The sequence below is a fragment of the Flavobacterium cheongpyeongense genome (genome assembly GCF_003202435.1).
In the GTDB taxonomy this organism is placed as follows: Bacteria; Bacteroidota; Bacteroidia; order Flavobacteriales; family Flavobacteriaceae; genus Flavobacterium; species Flavobacterium cheongpyeongense.
On sequence record NZ_QJHK01000004.1, the window covers coordinates 343,915 to 362,119 of the forward strand.

General features: G+C 34.0%; 13 protein-coding genes. 7 read left to right on the forward strand and 6 right to left on the reverse strand.

Going from position 1 to position 18,205, the window contains the following annotated elements:
• Positions 1-663: 663 nt before the first annotated feature.
• On the reverse strand, positions 664-4,026 hold the full coding sequence (mfd, locus tag DMB65_RS07290) for a transcription-repair coupling factor (RefSeq protein ID WP_110305975.1): 3,363 nt from the start codon (positions 4,024-4,026) through the stop codon (positions 664-666).
• Positions 4,019-4,627, reverse strand: a complete 609-nt coding sequence (locus DMB65_RS07295; RefSeq protein WP_110305976.1) for a hypothetical protein — start codon at positions 4,625-4,627, stop codon at positions 4,019-4,021. The genes mfd and DMB65_RS07295 overlap by 8 nt, the downstream gene beginning before the upstream one ends.
• A gap of 293 nt (positions 4,628-4,920) precedes the next feature.
• Here DMB65_RS07295 and DMB65_RS07300 point away from each other — a divergent pair, with 293 nt between their 5' ends.
• Complete coding sequence (locus DMB65_RS07300; RefSeq protein ID WP_110305977.1) at positions 4,921-5,859, forward strand: L-threonine 3-dehydrogenase; 939 nt, start codon at positions 4,921-4,923, stop codon at positions 5,857-5,859.
• Positions 5,860-5,932: 73 nt separating this feature from the next.
• Here DMB65_RS07300 and DMB65_RS07305 read toward each other — a convergent pair whose 3' ends face one another.
• The gene (locus DMB65_RS07305) at positions 5,933-7,813 is read right to left on the reverse strand and encodes a M1 family metallopeptidase (RefSeq protein ID WP_110305978.1); all 1,881 of its coding nucleotides are present in this window, start codon (positions 7,811-7,813) and stop codon (positions 5,933-5,935) included.
• A gap of 80 nt (positions 7,814-7,893) precedes the next feature.
• Positions 7,894-9,510, reverse strand: a complete 1,617-nt coding sequence (locus DMB65_RS07310) for a S8 family peptidase (RefSeq protein ID WP_110305979.1) — start codon at positions 9,508-9,510, stop codon at positions 7,894-7,896.
• A 167-nt stretch (positions 9,511-9,677) separates the two neighbouring features.
• Between DMB65_RS07310 and DMB65_RS07315 the strand changes: the two genes are divergently transcribed.
• Entirely contained in the window at positions 9,678-10,985 is a 1,308-nt protein-coding gene (locus DMB65_RS07315; protein WP_110305980.1) for a T9SS type A sorting domain-containing protein, read from the forward strand.
• A gap of 71 nt (positions 10,986-11,056) precedes the next feature.
• Here DMB65_RS07315 and DMB65_RS07320 read toward each other — a convergent pair whose 3' ends face one another.
• On the reverse strand, positions 11,057-11,914 hold the full coding sequence (locus tag DMB65_RS07320) for an MBL fold metallo-hydrolase (protein WP_110305981.1): 858 nt from the start codon (positions 11,912-11,914) through the stop codon (positions 11,057-11,059).
• Between the two features lie 361 nt (positions 11,915-12,275).
• On the opposite strand from DMB65_RS07320, the gene DMB65_RS07325 reads away from it, so the two are divergent.
• The 5 genes from DMB65_RS07325 (at position 12,276) to sufD (ending at position 16,930) form a co-directional block, all read left to right on the forward strand.
• Entirely contained in the window at positions 12,276-12,605 is a 330-nt protein-coding gene (locus DMB65_RS07325) for a HesB/IscA family protein (protein ID WP_110305982.1), read from the forward strand.
• A 97-nt stretch (positions 12,606-12,702) separates the two neighbouring features.
• Positions 12,703-14,151 (forward strand): Fe-S cluster assembly protein SufB, encoded by a 1,449-nt coding sequence (sufB, locus tag DMB65_RS07330; protein ID WP_110305983.1) that lies wholly within the window; start codon positions 12,703-12,705, stop codon positions 14,149-14,151.
• A 132-nt stretch (positions 14,152-14,283) separates the two neighbouring features.
• On the forward strand, positions 14,284-15,030 hold the full coding sequence (gene sufC, locus DMB65_RS07335; protein WP_110305984.1) for a Fe-S cluster assembly ATPase SufC: 747 nt from the start codon (positions 14,284-14,286) through the stop codon (positions 15,028-15,030).
• Positions 15,031-15,116: 86 nt separating this feature from the next.
• Positions 15,117-15,506: a four helix bundle protein gene (locus DMB65_RS07340; RefSeq protein ID WP_110305985.1), complete on the forward strand. Its 390-nt coding sequence runs from the start codon at positions 15,117-15,119 to the stop codon at positions 15,504-15,506.
• A gap of 107 nt (positions 15,507-15,613) precedes the next feature.
• Complete coding sequence (gene sufD / locus DMB65_RS07345) at positions 15,614-16,930, forward strand: Fe-S cluster assembly protein SufD (RefSeq protein WP_110305986.1); 1,317 nt, start codon at positions 15,614-15,616, stop codon at positions 16,928-16,930.
• A 65-nt stretch (positions 16,931-16,995) separates the two neighbouring features.
• Here the strand turns inward: sufD and DMB65_RS07350 are convergent, their stop codons facing one another.
• Positions 16,996-17,955 (reverse strand): MBL fold metallo-hydrolase, encoded by a 960-nt coding sequence (locus tag DMB65_RS07350; protein ID WP_110305987.1) that lies wholly within the window; start codon positions 17,953-17,955, stop codon positions 16,996-16,998.
• Positions 17,956-18,205: the final 250 nt, after the last annotated feature.

Consider the following 18,205-nt stretch of genomic DNA (forward strand, 5'->3'; position numbering starts at 1 on the left):
AGAATAAGTAGTATGATAATTGGTTAAATCTGTCTGGCAAAATATTCTTTTATTTTCCCTAAAAACATTTGATTTATCATTTAAAACACACCCTCGGTATTTATAATATCTCAACAAGTAAGACTTAAATTTTAATTATTCAAAATATATTGGTATAAAAAAATGAAATAAGTTTTTTTATATATTAAAAATTACGAAAAATATTTTTATATATTTGCTATATCAAACTAAATCCTACCTCTACAATTGTATTGTAATAGTAGCATTCGAATAACTTAAAATTAATTTGATACAGAAATCAGAAGACAATAGCGAGAACCCACCAAGGAGTCGGCTATTTATAAAAATACCTATCAGAAACCAAAGAGACAAAGGATTACAATGATGCGATTCTTTTTTCCGGCTTCATGATGATACTATCTAAACCAAAAAACCAATTGACCAATTAAATCACCTTTCCGGGGTGATTTTTTTTTTGAGTAGTCTATTTTGAAAGCAAGAGCCTCTCACTTAACCCGGATAGGACTTAAAATCCTTTTATGCCGGTGTACGGCATAAAAGATTACTTCACTTAATTTTGTTGGAGTTCAGTGAACTTCGTTTGTAAGGAAAGCGAAACTATGGCCTAATGAAAATATTATCGGCTTCTAAAGCAATAAACGATTATTCCTCAAACAACTCCATCAATTCTAAAGCACGTTTGATTGATTTTACGTTTTCAAAAGTCAGTAATAAACGTAATCCGTTTACGGTTTGTTTTTCTTTCATTTTGCAGAGTGAACTTTGGTTTTGCACAAAATTTAAAACATTTCTAAATTTCACCGATTGATAGTAATCCGATTGTTGGTCTGAGACAAAATAACCAATCATTTTGCCTTGTTTCAGTACCAGTTTCTCGATTCCGACTCTGGTTGCAATCCATTTTATTCTGATGCTGTTTAATAATGCAACGGCTTGTTTGGGTAAGGGACCGAAACGGTCAATTAGTTTTCGTTCGAATTCCTTTAGACCGGTTTCGTCTTTTATTGCACCTAATTCGTTGTATAAAACCAACCGTTCCGAGACATTATTGATATATTCGTCCGGGAATAGCAATTCAAAATCGGCATCGATCTGAATGTCTTTTACGTATTCTTTGGTATCGATGTCATTTTCTTCAGGATACAGCTCTTTGAATTCGTTTTCTTTTAATTCTTCAATGGCTTCGTTCATGATTTTTTGGTACGTATCAAAACCTATTTCGTTAATAAAACCGCTTTGTTCTCCACCTAACAAATCTCCGGCTCCACGAATTTCAAGATCTTTCATCGCAATATTAAAACCGCTTCCGAGTTCGCTAAACTGCTCTAAAGCCTGAATACGTTTTCTGGCATCTTCGGTCATGGATGAATACGGTGGGCAGATGAAATAACAGAATGCTTTTTTATTGCTTCGTCCAACCCGTCCACGCATTTGGTGCAGATCTGATAATCCGAAATTATTGGCGTTATTGATGAAAATCGTATTGGCATTTGGAACATCCAATCCGCTTTCGATGATGGTTGTAGCCACTAAAACGTCAAAATCTCCATTCATGAAACCTAACATCAATTCTTCGAGTTTGGCACCGTCCATTTGTCCGTGGCCTATTCCTACTCTGGCATTTGGAACCAGACGCTGAATCATCCCTGCCACTTCTTTTATATTTTCGATTCGGTTGTTGATGAAGAAAACTTGTCCGTTTCGTTGAATTTCGTACGAAATTGCATCACGGATAATTTCCTCATTAAAACCAACGACATTGGTTTCAATCGGATAACGGTTTGGCGGAGGCGTTGTAATAACGGATAAATCGCGCGCTGCCATTAACGAAAACTGCAATGTCCTAGGAATTGGTGTTGCGGTCAATGTGAGCGTATCGACATTTGCAGCTATTGTTTTGAGCTTGTCTTTTACATTGACTCCGAACTTTTGTTCTTCATCGACAATCAATAAACCAAGATCTTTAAAAACGACATTTTTATTGACCAATTGATGTGTTCCGATGACAATATCGAGTTTTCCTTCGGCTAAATCTTTGAGCGTTTGCGATTTTTGTTTTGCAGTTCTAAATCGGTTTAAATACCCAATTGTAACCGGCATATCTTTTAATCGTTCTGAAAAAGTTCGGTAATGCTGATAAGCCAAAATAGTGGTCGGAACTAAAACAGCAACCTGTTTACTATTGTCAACGGCTTTAAAGGCAGCACGAATGGCAACCTCTGTTTTTCCGAAACCAACGTCACCACAAACCAAACGATCCATTGGGCGTTCACTTTCCATATCGGCTTTTACTTCTGCTGTCGATTTAGTCTGATCTGGCGTGTCCTCGTAAATAAACGAACTTTCTAATTCGTTCTGAAGATAACTGTCAGGCGCAAACTGAAACCCTTTTTCTAAACGTCGTTTTGCATACAGCTGAATCAAATTGAACGCAATATGTTTGACGCGCGCTTTGGTTTTTTGTTTTAAAAGCTTCCAGGCGTTCGAACCTAATTTGTATATTTTGGGGGGAGTTCCGTCTTTTCCGTTGTATTTTGAAATTTTATGAAGCGAATGAATACTTACATACACAATATCATTATCAGCATAAACGAGTTTTATAGCTTCCTGGGTTTTGCCTTCGACCTGAATTTTCTGCAGTCCGCCAAACTTTCCGATTCCGTGATCGATATGCGTTACATAATCGCCTACGGAGAGTGCGGTCAGTTCTTTTAGCGTAATATTCTGTTTTTTAGAATAGCCGTTTTTGATGTTAAATTTATGATAGCGCTCAAAAATCTGGTGATCGGTGTATGCCGTTATTTGGTTTTCCTCATCGATAAAACCCTGATACAAAGGCAGCACTACTGTATGATATTGTTTTCGGATATTCTCTGAATTGGCTTCGTCTAAGGTTTCAAAAATATCGTGAAACCGTTTTGCCTGCGTTTCATTCGAACAGAACAAATAATTCTTGAATCCGTTAAAATGATTCTCGCTTAAGTTATTGAGCAATAAATCAAATTGTTTATTGAAGGAAGGCTGAGGCTGAATGTGAAATTCGAACTTTTGGGTTGTTTTAAAAATCGGTTTTGAAAGTTCTACAATCGAAAAATCCAAAGCCCGTTTTATAAAAGCAGCCTGATTTAAGAATAATTGCTCGGGTTCAGCGTGTTTTATTGCTGTAGAAAGTTTCTCAAAAGCTTCTTCTGCCCTTGCAAATTGTTTGTCTAACTGACTAAAAAGTCCGTCTGTATTTTGAATAAAAAGAACGGTTCTTTCGGCAATATAATCTAAAAAGCTTTCACGGTTTTCCTGAAAAATCTTGTTTTCAACATTCGGAATGATTGTGATTTTTTTGTGGGTTTCTACAGACAACTGCGTTTCGACATCAAAACTTCTGATACTGTCTACTTCGTTTCCGAAGAATTCAATCCGGTACGGATGATCGTTTGAAAAAGAAAACACATCGACAATTCCTCCACGAACTGAAAATTCGCCGGGTTCTGTAATGAAATCGACTCTTTTGAATTCGTATTCAAACAAGACTTCGTTGATAAAATCGATCGAAATTTTATCGTTCAAAGCAACTTTTAAAGTGTTTTTATCCAATTGCTGACGTGTTACCACTTTTTCAAAAAGCGCTTCCGGATAGGTAACAATTACGGCTGGTTTTTTACGGGAATTGATTCTGTTTAAAACCTCAGCACGAAGCAAAACATTGGCATTATCTGTTTCTTCAATTTGATACGGTCGGCGAAATGAAGCCGGATAAAACAAAACATCCTGTTCACCAATCATTTGTTCGAGATCATTTAGATAATAAGCCGCTTCCTCTTTATTGTCTAAAACTATTAAAAAAGGCAGTTCGGTTTTTTTGAAAACAGAACGGATTATAAATGAAAAAGCAGATCCCAGCAAACCGCTGAGATGCATTTTTACTTGATTTCCTTCCAGTAAATTTGATGCAATCTGCTGTGCTTTTGGCAGATTATCATAGGTAGTATATAAGGCGTTTTTACTCAACTTTTGGCAAATTTTGATCTATTGGCGGCATCGAATTCGGGATAGCCCTCGCAGTGTCTAACATTCTTAAAAAATCTGATTCTCCTTCTTCTTGTGGAATTTTGCTTTTTTCTACAATTTTATCCATTTGTCTTTGTAATGAAACCAGTTCTTTATTGATTTCGCCAATTAAAAAAGTAACTTTTTCATCCGGAATTTTCTGCAAATGAATAAACAAATCCATCATTTTTACTTTGGTAATCAAAATAGAAATTCGGCTTCTGATTTGAGGCTGATTGAATTGTGACGGAATATTATCGTTTAATGCCATTGCCTTTTTAGCAATTGAAGCAGACTTTTTTTGGAAAGCACCAATAGTTTTTCTTGGTTTTCCGCCCAGTTCTTTCAAAAATTCGCGCCATTCTTTCCAGTCGTTTACATTTTTTTCTGATATTTCATTGATTGGTTCATCAATAAACGACCATTCTTTATTTATATTATTAAAAATGATTTCTTTCCTTTTTACTTCTTTTTTGTTTTCTTCAAGACGTTTTTCATTTTCATTCTGACAGGAATTGAACATAAAAATTAAAAGTAGAAAAAGAGCTATTTTGTATTTCATATATGTAAAATTTATTTTTTAATGCCCTATGCTATCGCCTTTTATTTTTCAATGTTTGTCTGCCAATTTTTGTTGATGGCGATTTCATCTGGTAAAACATTAAGCGACAAAGTTACAAAGTAAATTTACAATTATGAATTTTGATTTAGAAGCATTTTTCTCCAATTTAAGAAAGCTTTACGAAAGAAAATAAATCAAAAAATAGTCTTTATTATTATTAAATCCATAATTTAACATTATAAAAACAGTCTTTATTTGCGAATAAATTATATTTGCTATCTAAACCTATTCAAATGAATCCAAAAATATTAATCATTGGTGCTTGTGGTCAAATTGGAACAGAACTTACTCAGAAACTGCGTAAATTGTACGGAACAGAAAATGTGATTGCTTCTGATATTCGAAAATTAAATACAGATGTGGTTAATTCCGGTCCGTTTGAAGTGATTAATGCCTTGGATTTTAATCAAATCGAACATCTGGTAGAAATTCATCATATTACAGACATTTATTTAATGGCGGCACTTTTATCAGCTACAGCTGAAAAAAATCCTGCCTTTGCCTGGGATTTGAATATGAATTCATTATTCCACGTTTTGAATCTGGCCAAAGCCAAAAAAATTCAAAAGATTTTCTGGCCTTCCAGTATTGCCGTTTTTGGTCCCACAACCCCAAAAGAAAATACACCTCAATACACGATTATGGAACCTTCAACCGTTTACGGAATCAGTAAACAGGCCGGCGAAAGGTGGTGCGAATACTACCATAATATTTATGGAGTCGATGTTCGCAGTATTCGCTATCCGGGCTTAATCAGCTGGTCGACTCCTCCGGGTGGCGGAACTACAGATTATGCTGTTGATATTTTTCATAAGGCTATTGCTGATAAAAAATACGTATGTTTTTTATCTTCAGAAACCAAAATGCCGATGATGTATATGGATGATGCAATTGATGCAACTATAAACATTATGAAAGCTCCGGCTGAACAAATCAAAATTCATTCTTCATATAATTTAGCCGCAATGAGTTTTACACCAACTGAAATTGCTGCTGAAATCAAAAAACATATTCCGGAATTTGAGATCACTTACAATCCGGATTTCCGTCAAAAAATTGCGAACAGCTGGCCTGCAAGTATTGATGATGCTGATTCGAGAAAAGACTGGGGATGGAAACATACCTTTGACTTGGAATCGATGACAAAAGATATGCTGGAGCATTTGAGGTAACACTGCACTATCCTAAAATGAAAAAATCCCGTTTAGCAATTTTAAACGGGACTTTTATATTCTAATCCAAAGATTATTTCACTTCAAAAATATTATTAGCCGATTTTACATCAGCCATTAATCCGCTTGGGTCTATGGTGATTTTTTTGATCGCTGTTTTATTTTTATCCATTGTAAAACTGTAGTTGGATTGCGCCCAGGCCCAATCTTCTAAAACGGTTCTTTTTACGTTTGGATTTGGATTTGGTTTGATGAAATTCATCATTCGTAACGGAATATAAAATGTCTCTGTCGTTCCGTCTGTATAATCAATTTTGAGGTCAATTGGCATTGGCATTCTTCCAATTCTCTCTAAAGTAACTGTTGTTTTTCCTGAATTATCAGCAACGGCTGCAATTCCGTAATCAATTGTATTGGTGGTTTGTGCCCAATCTGTCAGATACCAGTCCAATTCAGCACCTGAAACTCTTTCGGCAGATCTTTTGATATCATTAGGCGTTGGATGTTTGAATTTGAAATCATCAAAATATCTGTGTAGCGTAGCATCCACGTTTTCCTTCCCAATCACATATTCTAATTGAGACAAAAAGATGCTTCCTTTTACATAAGATGAAATACTGTAAGGACGATTTTCATCATAACGGTCTCCGTGAGTAGTTTGTGGCTGCTCTTTTCCTGAATTTACTAAGCTATAGTAAGCCTTATAATTTCCGCTAAACGGATTTACTTCTTTTTTATCCCCTTTTAATTCATTCAAAGCGCTGTCCTCGATGTAAGTTGTAAAACCTTCATCCATCCATGGATGTTTTGATTCGTTTGACGCCAAAATATGCTGAAACCAGGAGTGTCCTAATTCGTGGGTTGCCGTTCCCAGGATTCCTTCAAGGGTTCCGTTTCCGAGCATTAGAGTACACATTGCATATTCCATTCCGCCATCACCACCCTGAATAAAGGAATATTGTTTATACGGATATGCTCCTATTTTGTGATTGTAGTAATCCATCACCTTAACCATTAAAGGCTCTAATTGTTTCCAATTTTCAGTTGTTTTTGGATTGTTTTTGTACAAGAAATGCAAATCAACATCGTTTGGCCCTTTTACAATATCATGGGTATAATCTTTATCGGCTGCCCATGTAAAATCGTGTACGTTTGGTGCAATAAAATGCCAGGTTAATGTTTTGGCTTTTTTAGGATAAACTACTTTTACACCTTCATCTTCATAACCGTGACCGATTGTATTTTTATCCTGTAAATATCCTGAACCACCAATGGTGTACGCTTTGTCTATAGTAATTTTTACATCAAAATTTCCCCAAACTCCGTGAAATTCTCTTGCAATATAAGGATCTGCATGCCAGCCTTCGAAATCAAACTCAGCTAATTTTGGATACCATTGTGACATAGACAGTTCAACTCCCTCAGAATTATTTCTTCCGGAACGACGAACCTGTACCGGAACCTGCCCATCAAAATCTAAGGTAAAAGTAGATTTAGAATTTGGTAAAATTGGTTTGGCCAAAGTTACTTCTAAAATTGTTCCTGAAACTCTTGTCTGAGCCGTTACACCATCCTGTTTGAAATTTGTAATTTTTAAAAATCCAATTTCGTTTGGTTTTAAAGTTTCTATACGGCTTTGTTTTACTTCTTTTCCATCAGCGCCTTTTACTTTTGTCACCATTCTTCCGTCAGGATCTTTGATAAAATGCAGGCGGGCATCCATTTCGCTTCCGGGCTGAAACGCATTAAAAAATAAGTGGTAATATACTTTTTTTAAAGTATCCGAAGAATTATTGGAGTACATCAATTCTTGTTTCCCCTTATACTGATAGTTTTTTACATCCATTGCCACCTCCATTTTATAATCGACGTGCTGCTGCCAGTATGAAGAATTTTGAGCAAAGGAAGTGTGAAATCCAAAACTCAAAAAAGAAAGAAGGATAATTTTTTTCATTTTAAGTGGTATTTAAAAAACTACAAGTTTACAAAGCGAACCTGTAAACTTGCAGTTTGATTAATTTAAACGATAAACTTTTATTTTGCGGACATTTTTTCAGCCATTAATAATGCGTTGTAAGCATTTACCATTTTTGCGGTTTTAGAGGATTCTGATGATGGTTTAATATCATTACTTTCTCCTAAGGCTACTGTTGCAGGAAGCATCACTCCAGAGTCCATCAAAATCTGTTTTACCTGTTTTGCTTTTAATTTTGGATAATAAGAACGGATTAAGGTCGCAACACCGGCTGCATTTGGAGAAGCCATTGAAGTCCCTTGCAAATATTTGTATTTGTTATTGGGAACAGTTGCATAAATTTCTTCTCCCGGAGCAAAAACATCTACATTTATTTTTCCAAAATTAGAAAAATCTGCAATTACATTTTCTCCGTATCCTTTATTAATTGCTCCAATTGTGATAACGTTATCAGCGAATTCTTTGACATTATCCTGAGAATCATTTGGGTAATTGATGTTTTCTTTTTCATCGATATTATAACCGTCATTACCAGCAGCATGTACAATTAATACATCTTTTTTCTGGGCATATTTTATCGCATCGTAAACCCATTGTTTATGAGGTGAAAAACTTTTTCCAAAACTTCCGTTGATTACTTTTGCCCCATTGTCTACAGCATAACGAATTGCCAAAGCAATATCTTTATCATATTCGTCTCCGTCGGGTACTGCTCTTACCGTCAAAATCTCAACGTTATTAGCAACACCGTCTCCGCCTAAATTATTACCGCGAACCTGCGCAATAATTCCGGCAACGTGTGTTCCGTGAAGTGCTTTTTCTTTATCGGGACCAAAAACTATATTGTTCCCGTATTTAGTGTTTTTGATGTCTTCTGCGTTATCCCCTAAAACTTTTCTTCCGTCAAAATCTTTATTCAGGTTATAATTTAGCTCATCATCTACGTGCTCTTTATAATCTGACAATTCAGTTTCCGGGTCAAATGTAGATCCGGCATTTGTAAAAATTTGCGCCATTACCATTTTACTTCTAGCCACTTTAGGATCAGTTGAAGTAATTGTACTCAGGTCTTCAACTTTATATGTCGTTTTATTGAGTGCCGTTTTTAAAGTATTGTGGACATCCATTAAAAAATCGACCTGTTCTTTATCTTTTAATGCTTTATTGTATTTTTCAGTATACTGTGCCAAAGCATTTTTATACTGTTCAGAACCGTCGTCGCCTTTTTTAACGATACGGGTCATTTCAAGATTTTCGTTTACTAAGTCTCCCAGAAAATTCCATCCGTGAATATCATCGATATAACCATTTTTGTCATCGTCGATTCCATTACCCGGAATTTCCTTTGGATTTGTCCAGATCATTCTCTGCAAATCTTCATGTTCGATATCAACTCCTGAATCTACAATTCCTACAATTACTTTTTTACCTGTTTTTCCCTGCAGTAATTCAGCATAAGCCTTATCTACGCTCATTCCCGGAATTGAATCTTTAATTAAATCCAGATGACTCCATCTTTTTAATTCATTTTCTGTAACTGCTGCTTTTTTTACAATGGCTGAAGGAGCGGTTATAAATTCTTTTTGAGTTGAAACTTGCGCCTGCAAAGTTGCGCTGCAGCCTGCTAAAACAAGTAATGCAAAAGCAGATAAATTGAGAGGTTTTATATTACTCATGTACCTAATATAATGTAAAGTTAAAGATGGGACTAAATTATGCTTTTTTGTTACAAAAAACGAACCATTAACACTGTGTTATGAATTTTAAAATAAAGTGAGTATTCTAAACAAAAAATAACTTACAAATTTGTATAATTGCATCTCCAAATCTTAAAATATATTTTATGAAGCCAAAACTACTTTTATTGCTATTATTAGCAAATTTTGCAATTTATGCCCAATACACTTCTATCCCGGATGTTAACTTTGAAAACAAACTGATTGCCCTTGGTATTGATTCCGGAACTACCGATGGTCAGGTGCTTACTAGTAATATTGATAAATTAACTTCTCTTGATGTTTCAAATAGTTCAATTACTGATTTGACGGGCATTCAGGATTTTGTGTCTTTGAAATATTTACATTGTCATTATAACAAATTGACGACATTAGATCTTTCTAAAAATACCGCTTTGATATATTTATATTGCAGATCAAACCAATTAACATCATTAGATCTCTCTAAAAATACCGCTTTAGAAACTTTAGATTGTCATACTAACTCATTTATAACATTAGATCTTTCTAAAAACATAGCTTTGAAAGATTTAACTTGTTCCTATAACTCGTTGACAACATTAAATGTTTCTAAAAATATTTTTTTGGAAAATTTAACTTGCGATAATAATCAATTAACAACAGTGGATTTGTCTGAAAATACTGCTTTAAAAACTTTTGTTTGTGATAACAATCAATTACCAACATTAGATCTCTCTAAAAATACCGCATTAATACAATTAACCTGCAATTCAAATCCATTAACAGCATTAGATCTTTCTAATAACACCGCTTTGGTGTATTTACAGTGTATATACAATCCTTTGACAACATTAGATCTTTCTATGAATACCGCTTTGCAAAATTTATCCTGTTTTTCCGGATCATTGACAACATTAGATCTTTCTAAAAACACAGCTTTAAAAAGTTTAGATTGCCATTCTAACAAATTGACGACATTAGATCTTTCTAATAACACCGCTTTGGATAGGTTACATTGTTATTCTAACCAATTAATAAGTCTTAATTTAAAAAACGGAAAAAACTCTTTGTTAACAGATTTAAAATGTAATTCGAACCCCAATTTAAATTGTATTGACGTAGATGATGTTTCCTATTCAAACACTAACTGGCCTACATCTAAAGATATTACTGCGACTTATAGTTTAAGTTGTTCCACTTTAGGAATAAAAGAAACAGCTTTTGACAAAATAGCGGTTTACCCTAACCCTGTAAAAGGAGAATTACATATTGACAATAGTACTCTTGAAAAAGCAAGTGTATATGATACACTGGGAAAACTAATAACAACAACTAAGTTTGCTAATGGTTTAAATAATAATACTATTAATTTGGCAGGATTACAAAACGGAATCTATTACATTTATTTAGAAAACGAAGGCGCAACTATTGTTAAGAAAATAATAGTTGACTAAAAAGAAAATTATTACAAAAAGCTAAAACCATATTTTCAGTTGTTTGAAAATATGGTTTTAGCTTTTTGTTCTTATAAGATCTCTTCGCAAGTAAATACTTCTTTTAGCCGAACGCCTTTTTCGGTGTGTTCAACTGTTATAATCTGGTTATGTGCATCGTGTTCCAGAAATAAATAATGATTCTGATCTGCGGCTGCATTCAAAAATTTTGCTTTCTCCGGCATTGTCAATAAAGGACGTGTATCATATCCCATAACATAAGGCAACGGAATATGTCCGGCAGTTGCCAATAAATCAGCGCAAAAAACTATTGTTTTATCTTTATACTGAATATGTGGGATCATTTGCTTTTCGGTATGGCCATCAGCATAAAAAATACCGAATCCCAATTCTTCCGAAAAATCAAAATTACTATTTGGTCTTTCAATAAAATAAAGCTGACCACTTTCCTGCATGGGTAAAATATTCTCTGATAAAAAAGAAGCTTTTTCACGGGCATTTGGCTTTGTTGCCCACTCCCAATGATCTTCGTTACTCCAGTATTTAGCGTTTTTGAATGCGGGTTCATATCCGGTTTTAGCGGCATTCCATTGCACACTTCCGCCACAATGGTCAAAATGCAGATGAGTCATAAAAACATCTGTAATATCATCCCGGTGAAAACCATATTTGGCCAATGATTTATCTATAGAATGTGAACCCCATAACGAATAATAGCCAAAAAATTTCTCAGATTGTTTGTTTCCCATCCCGGTATCTATCAAAATAAGGCGATTGCCATCTTCGATAAGGAGACAACGAGCAGCAATATCAATTAAATTATTCCCATCGGCAGGATTGGTTTTATTCCAGATTGTTTTGGGTACAACTCCAAACATGGCACCTCCGTCTAATTTAAAATTTCCCGATTCTATTGGATAAAGTTTCATGAATTTGAATTTCTAATATTAAACAAAGCTAGGAAATTCAATTTTTGCATTCCTAAAATTCAATTTAAAGTTGTCAAAAATTTGATGTATAAAAGATGTGGTTCTCACTATTCCTTTATTTAGTAAACAGTTGACAAGTATTTTAATAAGACTAAAATAAGTAGCGATAGGCATCATGCATCAAAATAAGTTATATCTATTTTCACATTTGTTATAATAATGTGAACCATTATGGAAAAAGGTTTTTAAGTCGTATCTTTGCAGATAATTTAATTTCAGCATTGAAATCCAGCGATTTATAAAATAAAGTATTTATATTGAATTCTGATTAAAATACGAAATAAAACAAAAACGATAAACAATGATAAAAGTTTCTGATACAGCCAAAAAGAAAATCATCGATTTGATGAATGATGATGGTTTTGATGCCGCACATGACTACGTACGTGTAGGTGTGAAAAGTGGCGGATGCTCTGGTTTGTCATACGATTTAAAATTTGACAAAACCAAAGGCGAAGACGATAAAATATTTGTAGACAACGACATAACCATTGCAGTGGAAAAAAAATCATTTCTTTATCTGGCCGGGACAATCTTAGAGTTTTCCGGAGGATTAAACGGAAAGGGATTTGTTTTTAATAATCCAAATGCAAGCAGAACTTGTGGTTGTGGGGAATCATTCTCTCTTTAATAATTAAATGATTGAAAAGGCTGAAGTGTTTGAAAGATTACGAAAGTGTTTTTTTAATTCTAAATCCTTCAGTTTTTAACTCTTTCAATAAAAAAAAATGTCAAAATACACCGAAGACGATTTAAAAATCGAACTTGAAACCAAAGAATATGAATATGGATTTTATACCAATATAGAATCTGAAACATTTCCTATTGGTTTAAACGAAGAAATTGTAAGAGCTATTTCTCTTAAAAAAGAAGAACCGGAATGGATGACTGAATGGCGCATAGATGCTTTTCGTGCGTGGAAAGAAATGATCGAGCCGGAATGGGCAAATGTACGCTATGAAAAACCTGATTTCCAGGCCATTTCTTACTACTCCGCCCCGAAACAAGTAGATCCAAACAAAACTTTGGACGACGTAGATCCTGAACTTTTAGAGATGTACAAAAAGCTAGGAATTTCTGTAGATGAACAAAAAATGATGAACAATGTTGCCATGGATATTGTGGTCGATTCTGTTTCTGTGGCTACTACTTTCAAGAAAACATTAGGAGAAAAAGGAATTATTTTCTGCCCTATTTCTGAAGCTATCAAAGAACATCCTGAATTAGTTAAAAAATATTTAGGAACCGTAGTACCTCAAAAAGACAACTTCTACGCAGCATTAAACTCAGCGGTTTTCTCTGACGGAAGTTTCTGTTACATACCAAAAGGTGTTCGCTGCCCAATGGAACTTTCAACATATTTCAGAATCAATCAGGCAGGAACTGGACAATTTGAAAGAACACTAGTCATTGCCGATGAAGGAAGTTACGTTTCATACCTTGAAGGCTGTACTGCACCAAGTCGAGACGAAAATCAATTGCACGCTGCTGTTGTTGAATTAATCGCTTTGGATGATGCAGAAATTAAATATTCTACCGTTCAAAACTGGTTTCCTGGAAACAAAGAAGGAAAAGGTGGCGTTTACAACTTCGTAACCAAAAGAGGTTTATGCGAAACAAACGCTAAAATATCCTGGACACAAGTAGAAACAGGCTCTGCTGTAACCTGGAAATATCCTTCTTGTGTATTAAAAGGAGACAATTCCGTAGGAGAATTTTATTCAATTGCCGTTACCAATAATTACCAACAAGCTGATACCGGAACAAAAATGATCCATTTAGGTAAAAATACGAAATCGACTATTATATCTAAAGGTATTTCGGCTGGTAAATCACAAAACAGTTACCGTGGATTAGTACAAATTAGCCCTAGAGCTGAGAATGCAAGAAACTTTTCGCAATGTGATTCCCTTTTAATGGGAAATAATTGTGGCGCGCATACTTTCCCTTATATCGAAAGTAAAAATCCATCAGCTAAAATAGAACACGAAGCCACTACAAGTAAAATTGGAGAAGACCAGGTTTTTTATTGCAACCAAAGAGGTATTCCGACTGAAAAAGCGATTGCCTTAATTGTAAACGGTTTCAGTAAAGATGTATTGAATAAACTGCCAATGGAATTTGCTGTTGAAGCTCAAAAATTATTAGAGATTTCTTTAGAAGGATCTGTGGGTTAAAAAGAGTTTCAAAAGAAACTTAAAACCTAAATTGAAAATAAATAATATCATATTTAAATACGAAAGACTTTAAAGTAGAAATGTTCAGCAAATCTGGAGAATTTTAAACTTTAAACTTTAAACAAAAATAACATGTTAAGTATAAAAAACCTTCACGCCTCAATTGGTGATAAAGAAATCCTAAAAGGAATTAATATAGAAGTTAAAGCTGGCGAAGTACACGCTATCATGGGACCAAACGGTTCCGGAAAAAGTACACTTTCTGCAGTTATCGCAGGAAACGAAAACTATGAAGTTACAGACGGAGAAGTTTTCCTTGACGGTGAAGATCTTGCTGATTTAGCTCCTGAAGAAAGAGCACATAAAGGCGTTTTCCTTTCGTTTCAATACCCTGTAGAAATTCCAGGAGTTAGCGTAACAAACTTCATGAAAACTGCCATCAACGAATCTCGCAAAGCAAACGGTCAGGAAGAAATGCCGGCTAATGAAATGCTAAAAGTAATTCGTGAGAAATCTGAATTGCTGGAAATAGACCGTAAATTTTTATCTCGTTCTTTAAACGAAGGTTTTTCCGGAGGAGAGAAAAAAAGAAATGAAATTTTTCAAATGGCAATGTTAGAACCAAAATTAGCTATTCTTGACGAAACCGATTCTGGACTTGATATCGATGCTTTAAGAATTGTGGCTAACGGAGTTAACAAATTGAAAAGCGAAAAAAATGCAATTATCGTTATCACACACTACCAACGTTTGTTAGATTATATCGTCCCGGATTTCGTTCACGTTCTTTACAACGGAAGAATCGTAAAATCAGGAGGAAAAGAACTGGCTTACGAACTAGAAGAAAAAGGATACGACTGGATTAAAGCGGAGAATTAAATTTTTGTTTCAGGTTTAATGTTTTTTTAGTTTCAAGTTAAAGTACATTTTGTAAGTTTAAGCTTAAATTAATTAAAACAGAAATTATGGCAACAATTAATAGATTTGAGGATTTAGAAATTTGGAAAGAAGCAAGACGATTATCAAAAGAGATTCATCTTATTGCTGTTCAAACAGAGTTAAGATCAGATCTGAGATTTAAAAATCAAATAAAAAATTCTTCTGGCTCTGTAATGGATAATATTGCTGAAGGTTTTGAAAGAGATGGAAATTTAGAGTTTAGACAATTTTTATCTATCGCAAAAGGTTCCGCCGGAGAAACAAGATCTCAGCTTTATAGAGTTTTTGATTTTGAATATATTTCAGAACAAAAATTCGAAATTTTAAAAACAGATTATGAAAATTTAAGTGGTAAAATAAAAAACTTTATCACTTATCTCAATAAAAAAGATTTCAAAGGAAATAAGTTCCAGTAGTCAAAACCTGAAGCTTTAAACCTGAAACAAAATGGATTTCAAAGGCATTAAGTTACAATGGTCAACTTGAAACTTTAAACCTGAAACCCGAAGGAAACAAAAAGAAAATGGATTTAAAAGAAAAATTAGTATCGTCTTTTATGGCCTTTGAAGAGCGTGTCGATGTGCATTCAGAATTGCATGACATACGTACAAATGCTATAAAAAACTTCGAAAATAAAGGTTTTCCAACCAAAAAAGAAGAAGCCTGGAAATATACATCGTTAAACGCCATCCTAAAAAATGACTTTACGGTTTTTCCAAAAAAAGAAAATGCAATTGAATTTAATCAGGTAAAAAAATACTTTTTACACGAAATTGATACTTATAAATTAGTATTTATTGACGGTGTTTTTAGTTCGCATTTATCTTCTACAACACACGACGGAATAGATGTTTGTCTGATGTCATCAGCATTGACAAAACCTAAATATAAAATGGTTATTGACACCTATTTTAATCAGATTGCAAGCAAAGACGACAGTTTGACTTCGTTGAATACTGCTTTTGCCATTGAAGGTGCGTTTATTAATATACCAAAGAAAAAAGTTGCGGATAAGCCAATTGAGATTATGCATTTCTCTACAGGAAACGAAACCGCTTTAATGGTTCAGCCAAGAAACCTGATTATTGTGGGTGAAAATTCACACGTACAAATCATTGAGCGCCACCAGAGTTTGAATGAAAATCCGGTTTTAACCAATTCGGTTACAGAAATATTTGCTCAAAAACGTGCAATTATTGACTATTATAAAATTCAGAATGATAATAGTGAAGCTAATTTAGTAGACAATACATATGTTTCACAACAACAGGAAAGTCATGCCTATGTACATACATTTTCGTTTGGGGGAAATATTACACGTAACAACTTAAATTTTTATCACTTTGGTGAGAGATTAACCAGTACGCTAAACGGAATTTCAATACTAAACGACAAACAACACGTTGACCATTATACTTTGGTAAATCATGCGCAGCCAAACTGCGAAAGTTTTCAGGATTATAAAGGAATTTTCTCTGATCGTTCTACAGGAGTTTTCAATGGAAAAATTTTAGTTAACAAAGTAGCTCAAAAAACGAATGCTTTCCAAAAAAGCAATAACATTTTATTGAGTGACAAAGCTACAATCAATGCAAAGCCACAATTAGAAATTTTTGCAGACGATGTAAAATGTTCTCATGGATGTACGATTGGACAGCTTGATGAAACCGCAATGTTCTACATGCAGTCTCGTGGAATACCAAAAAAAGAAGCAAAGGCTTTATTGATGTACGCATTTTCAAATGCCGTGATCGAAAGCATCAAAATACCGGAATTGAAACAACGTATCACTAAAATCATTGCCTCAAAATTAGGTGTTAATTTAGGATTTGATTTGTAGCTATTTTATTCCAAATGTAAAACCCGGCAACATATTAAATACGTTGCCGGGTTTTTTATGCTTTATTATAATTCAAAATCTTTTCCCTGCTCAGGAAAAATAAATTGTAATCCCAAATCATTTTGAGTTTTCAGCTGTTCTTTAATTTTTACAATATTTTGAGCTGGTGGTTTCAAATGCGTAATTACTATTTTAAATCCGTTTAAAGAATTTTGACCCGCCAGTTTCTCTAATTTATGAAGTTCATCCATCAAATATTTTGGTGTAAGATGTCCAAATAAAAACTGATCCGGCTGTTCATTCGGGAACGACACTTCTATAAAAATACCTTTTAATTGTTTGTTCTGAACTAATGGCGCAACCGCCGTCCATAACTCTTTTAAATTATTGCTTTTTTCAACAACATCCGGACCAGTATCTCCAAGATACAAAACATAATTATCCTTATTACTAATTAAAAAAGCAGTGCTTTCATAAGGATTAACATGGCTTAACGGAAAAGCTTTTACGGTCATTGCTGTATTGGTAATTGGAGTTTCTTCGCCAATATTTAAAGTCTGAAAATGATAACGTTTAATATGAAAACCAGGTCCTTCATCGCCAAAATTAGCCCAGGTCTGATCATTAAAATAATGGGTTTCCATCATTTCCATACATTTTTGGGTTGCATACACTGTTTTTGAGGAATCTGCAGGGGAGTTAATTATCAAACCCGAAACGTGGTCTAAATGTGCATGCGAAATCAAATATCCTTTGATGTATTTTCGTAATACTTTACTTGTTGGAACTTTAAAAACTTTATTTTCAATTGCTTTTTCTATTCCTGAATTGATAGTGCCAGCATCCAGACAGATATAATCTTTTGTATTAATTGGTGCCAATAAATAAGCCGAAAGGTTTTTTTCGTCAATTCCGCCTTTTACTCCTAAAGGGACAACCTGAAAAGATAATTTTTGTTGTTTTTGTGCAATCGTATTGATTGAAATTAAAATGAAACAAATAAAAATTCTATTTATAGTTGTCATATTCCTAATTTTTAGTTGTGCAAATTTCACTAATTAACATCAATAAACGATATCAATTCGTCGAAATCCTATAAATTAACCCTAAATTTACTTTCCAATACAATGATAAAATTCAATTCGAAATCATTGTTGTCCGATAAAAAAGAAGCCAAATTAATGGCTTCTTAAAAAACATCGTAATTTAGAGTTGCAAAATTCAAATAACGATGGGTAAAAATAAGTATTTTTCGACTAAATCTGTTTTCGGACA

Excerpts from the sequence above, each read along its gene's own strand:
- DMB65_RS07320 (WP_110305981.1), bottom strand. The coding sequence starts at position 11,914 with ATGAAACTTTATCCAATAGAATCGGGAAATTTTAAATTAGACGGAGGT.
- DMB65_RS07315 (WP_110305980.1), top strand. The coding sequence starts at position 9,678 with ATGAAGCCAAAACTACTTTTATTGCTATTATTAGCAAATTTTGCAATT.
- DMB65_RS07300 (WP_110305977.1), top strand. The coding sequence starts at position 4,921 with ATGAATCCAAAAATATTAATCATTGGTGCTTGTGGTCAAATTGGAACA.
- sufB (WP_110305983.1), top strand. The coding sequence starts at position 12,703 with ATGTCAAAATACACCGAAGACGATTTAAAAATCGAACTTGAAACCAAA.
- sufD (WP_110305986.1), top strand. The coding sequence starts at position 15,614 with ATGGATTTAAAAGAAAAATTAGTATCGTCTTTTATGGCCTTTGAAGAG.
- DMB65_RS07295 (WP_110305976.1), bottom strand. The coding sequence starts at position 4,627 with ATGAAATACAAAATAGCTCTTTTTCTACTTTTAATTTTTATGTTCAAT.
- DMB65_RS07325 (WP_110305982.1), top strand. The coding sequence starts at position 12,276 with ATGATAAAAGTTTCTGATACAGCCAAAAAGAAAATCATCGATTTGATG.
- DMB65_RS07305 (WP_110305978.1), bottom strand. The coding sequence starts at position 7,813 with ATGAAAAAAATTATCCTTCTTTCTTTTTTGAGTTTTGGATTTCACACT.
- DMB65_RS07310 (WP_110305979.1), bottom strand. The coding sequence starts at position 9,510 with ATGAGTAATATAAAACCTCTCAATTTATCTGCTTTTGCATTACTTGTT.
- sufC (WP_110305984.1), top strand. The coding sequence starts at position 14,284 with ATGTTAAGTATAAAAAACCTTCACGCCTCAATTGGTGATAAAGAAATC.
- DMB65_RS07340 (WP_110305985.1), top strand. The coding sequence starts at position 15,117 with ATGGCAACAATTAATAGATTTGAGGATTTAGAAATTTGGAAAGAAGCA.
- DMB65_RS07350 (WP_110305987.1), bottom strand. The coding sequence starts at position 17,955 with ATGACAACTATAAATAGAATTTTTATTTGTTTCATTTTAATTTCAATC.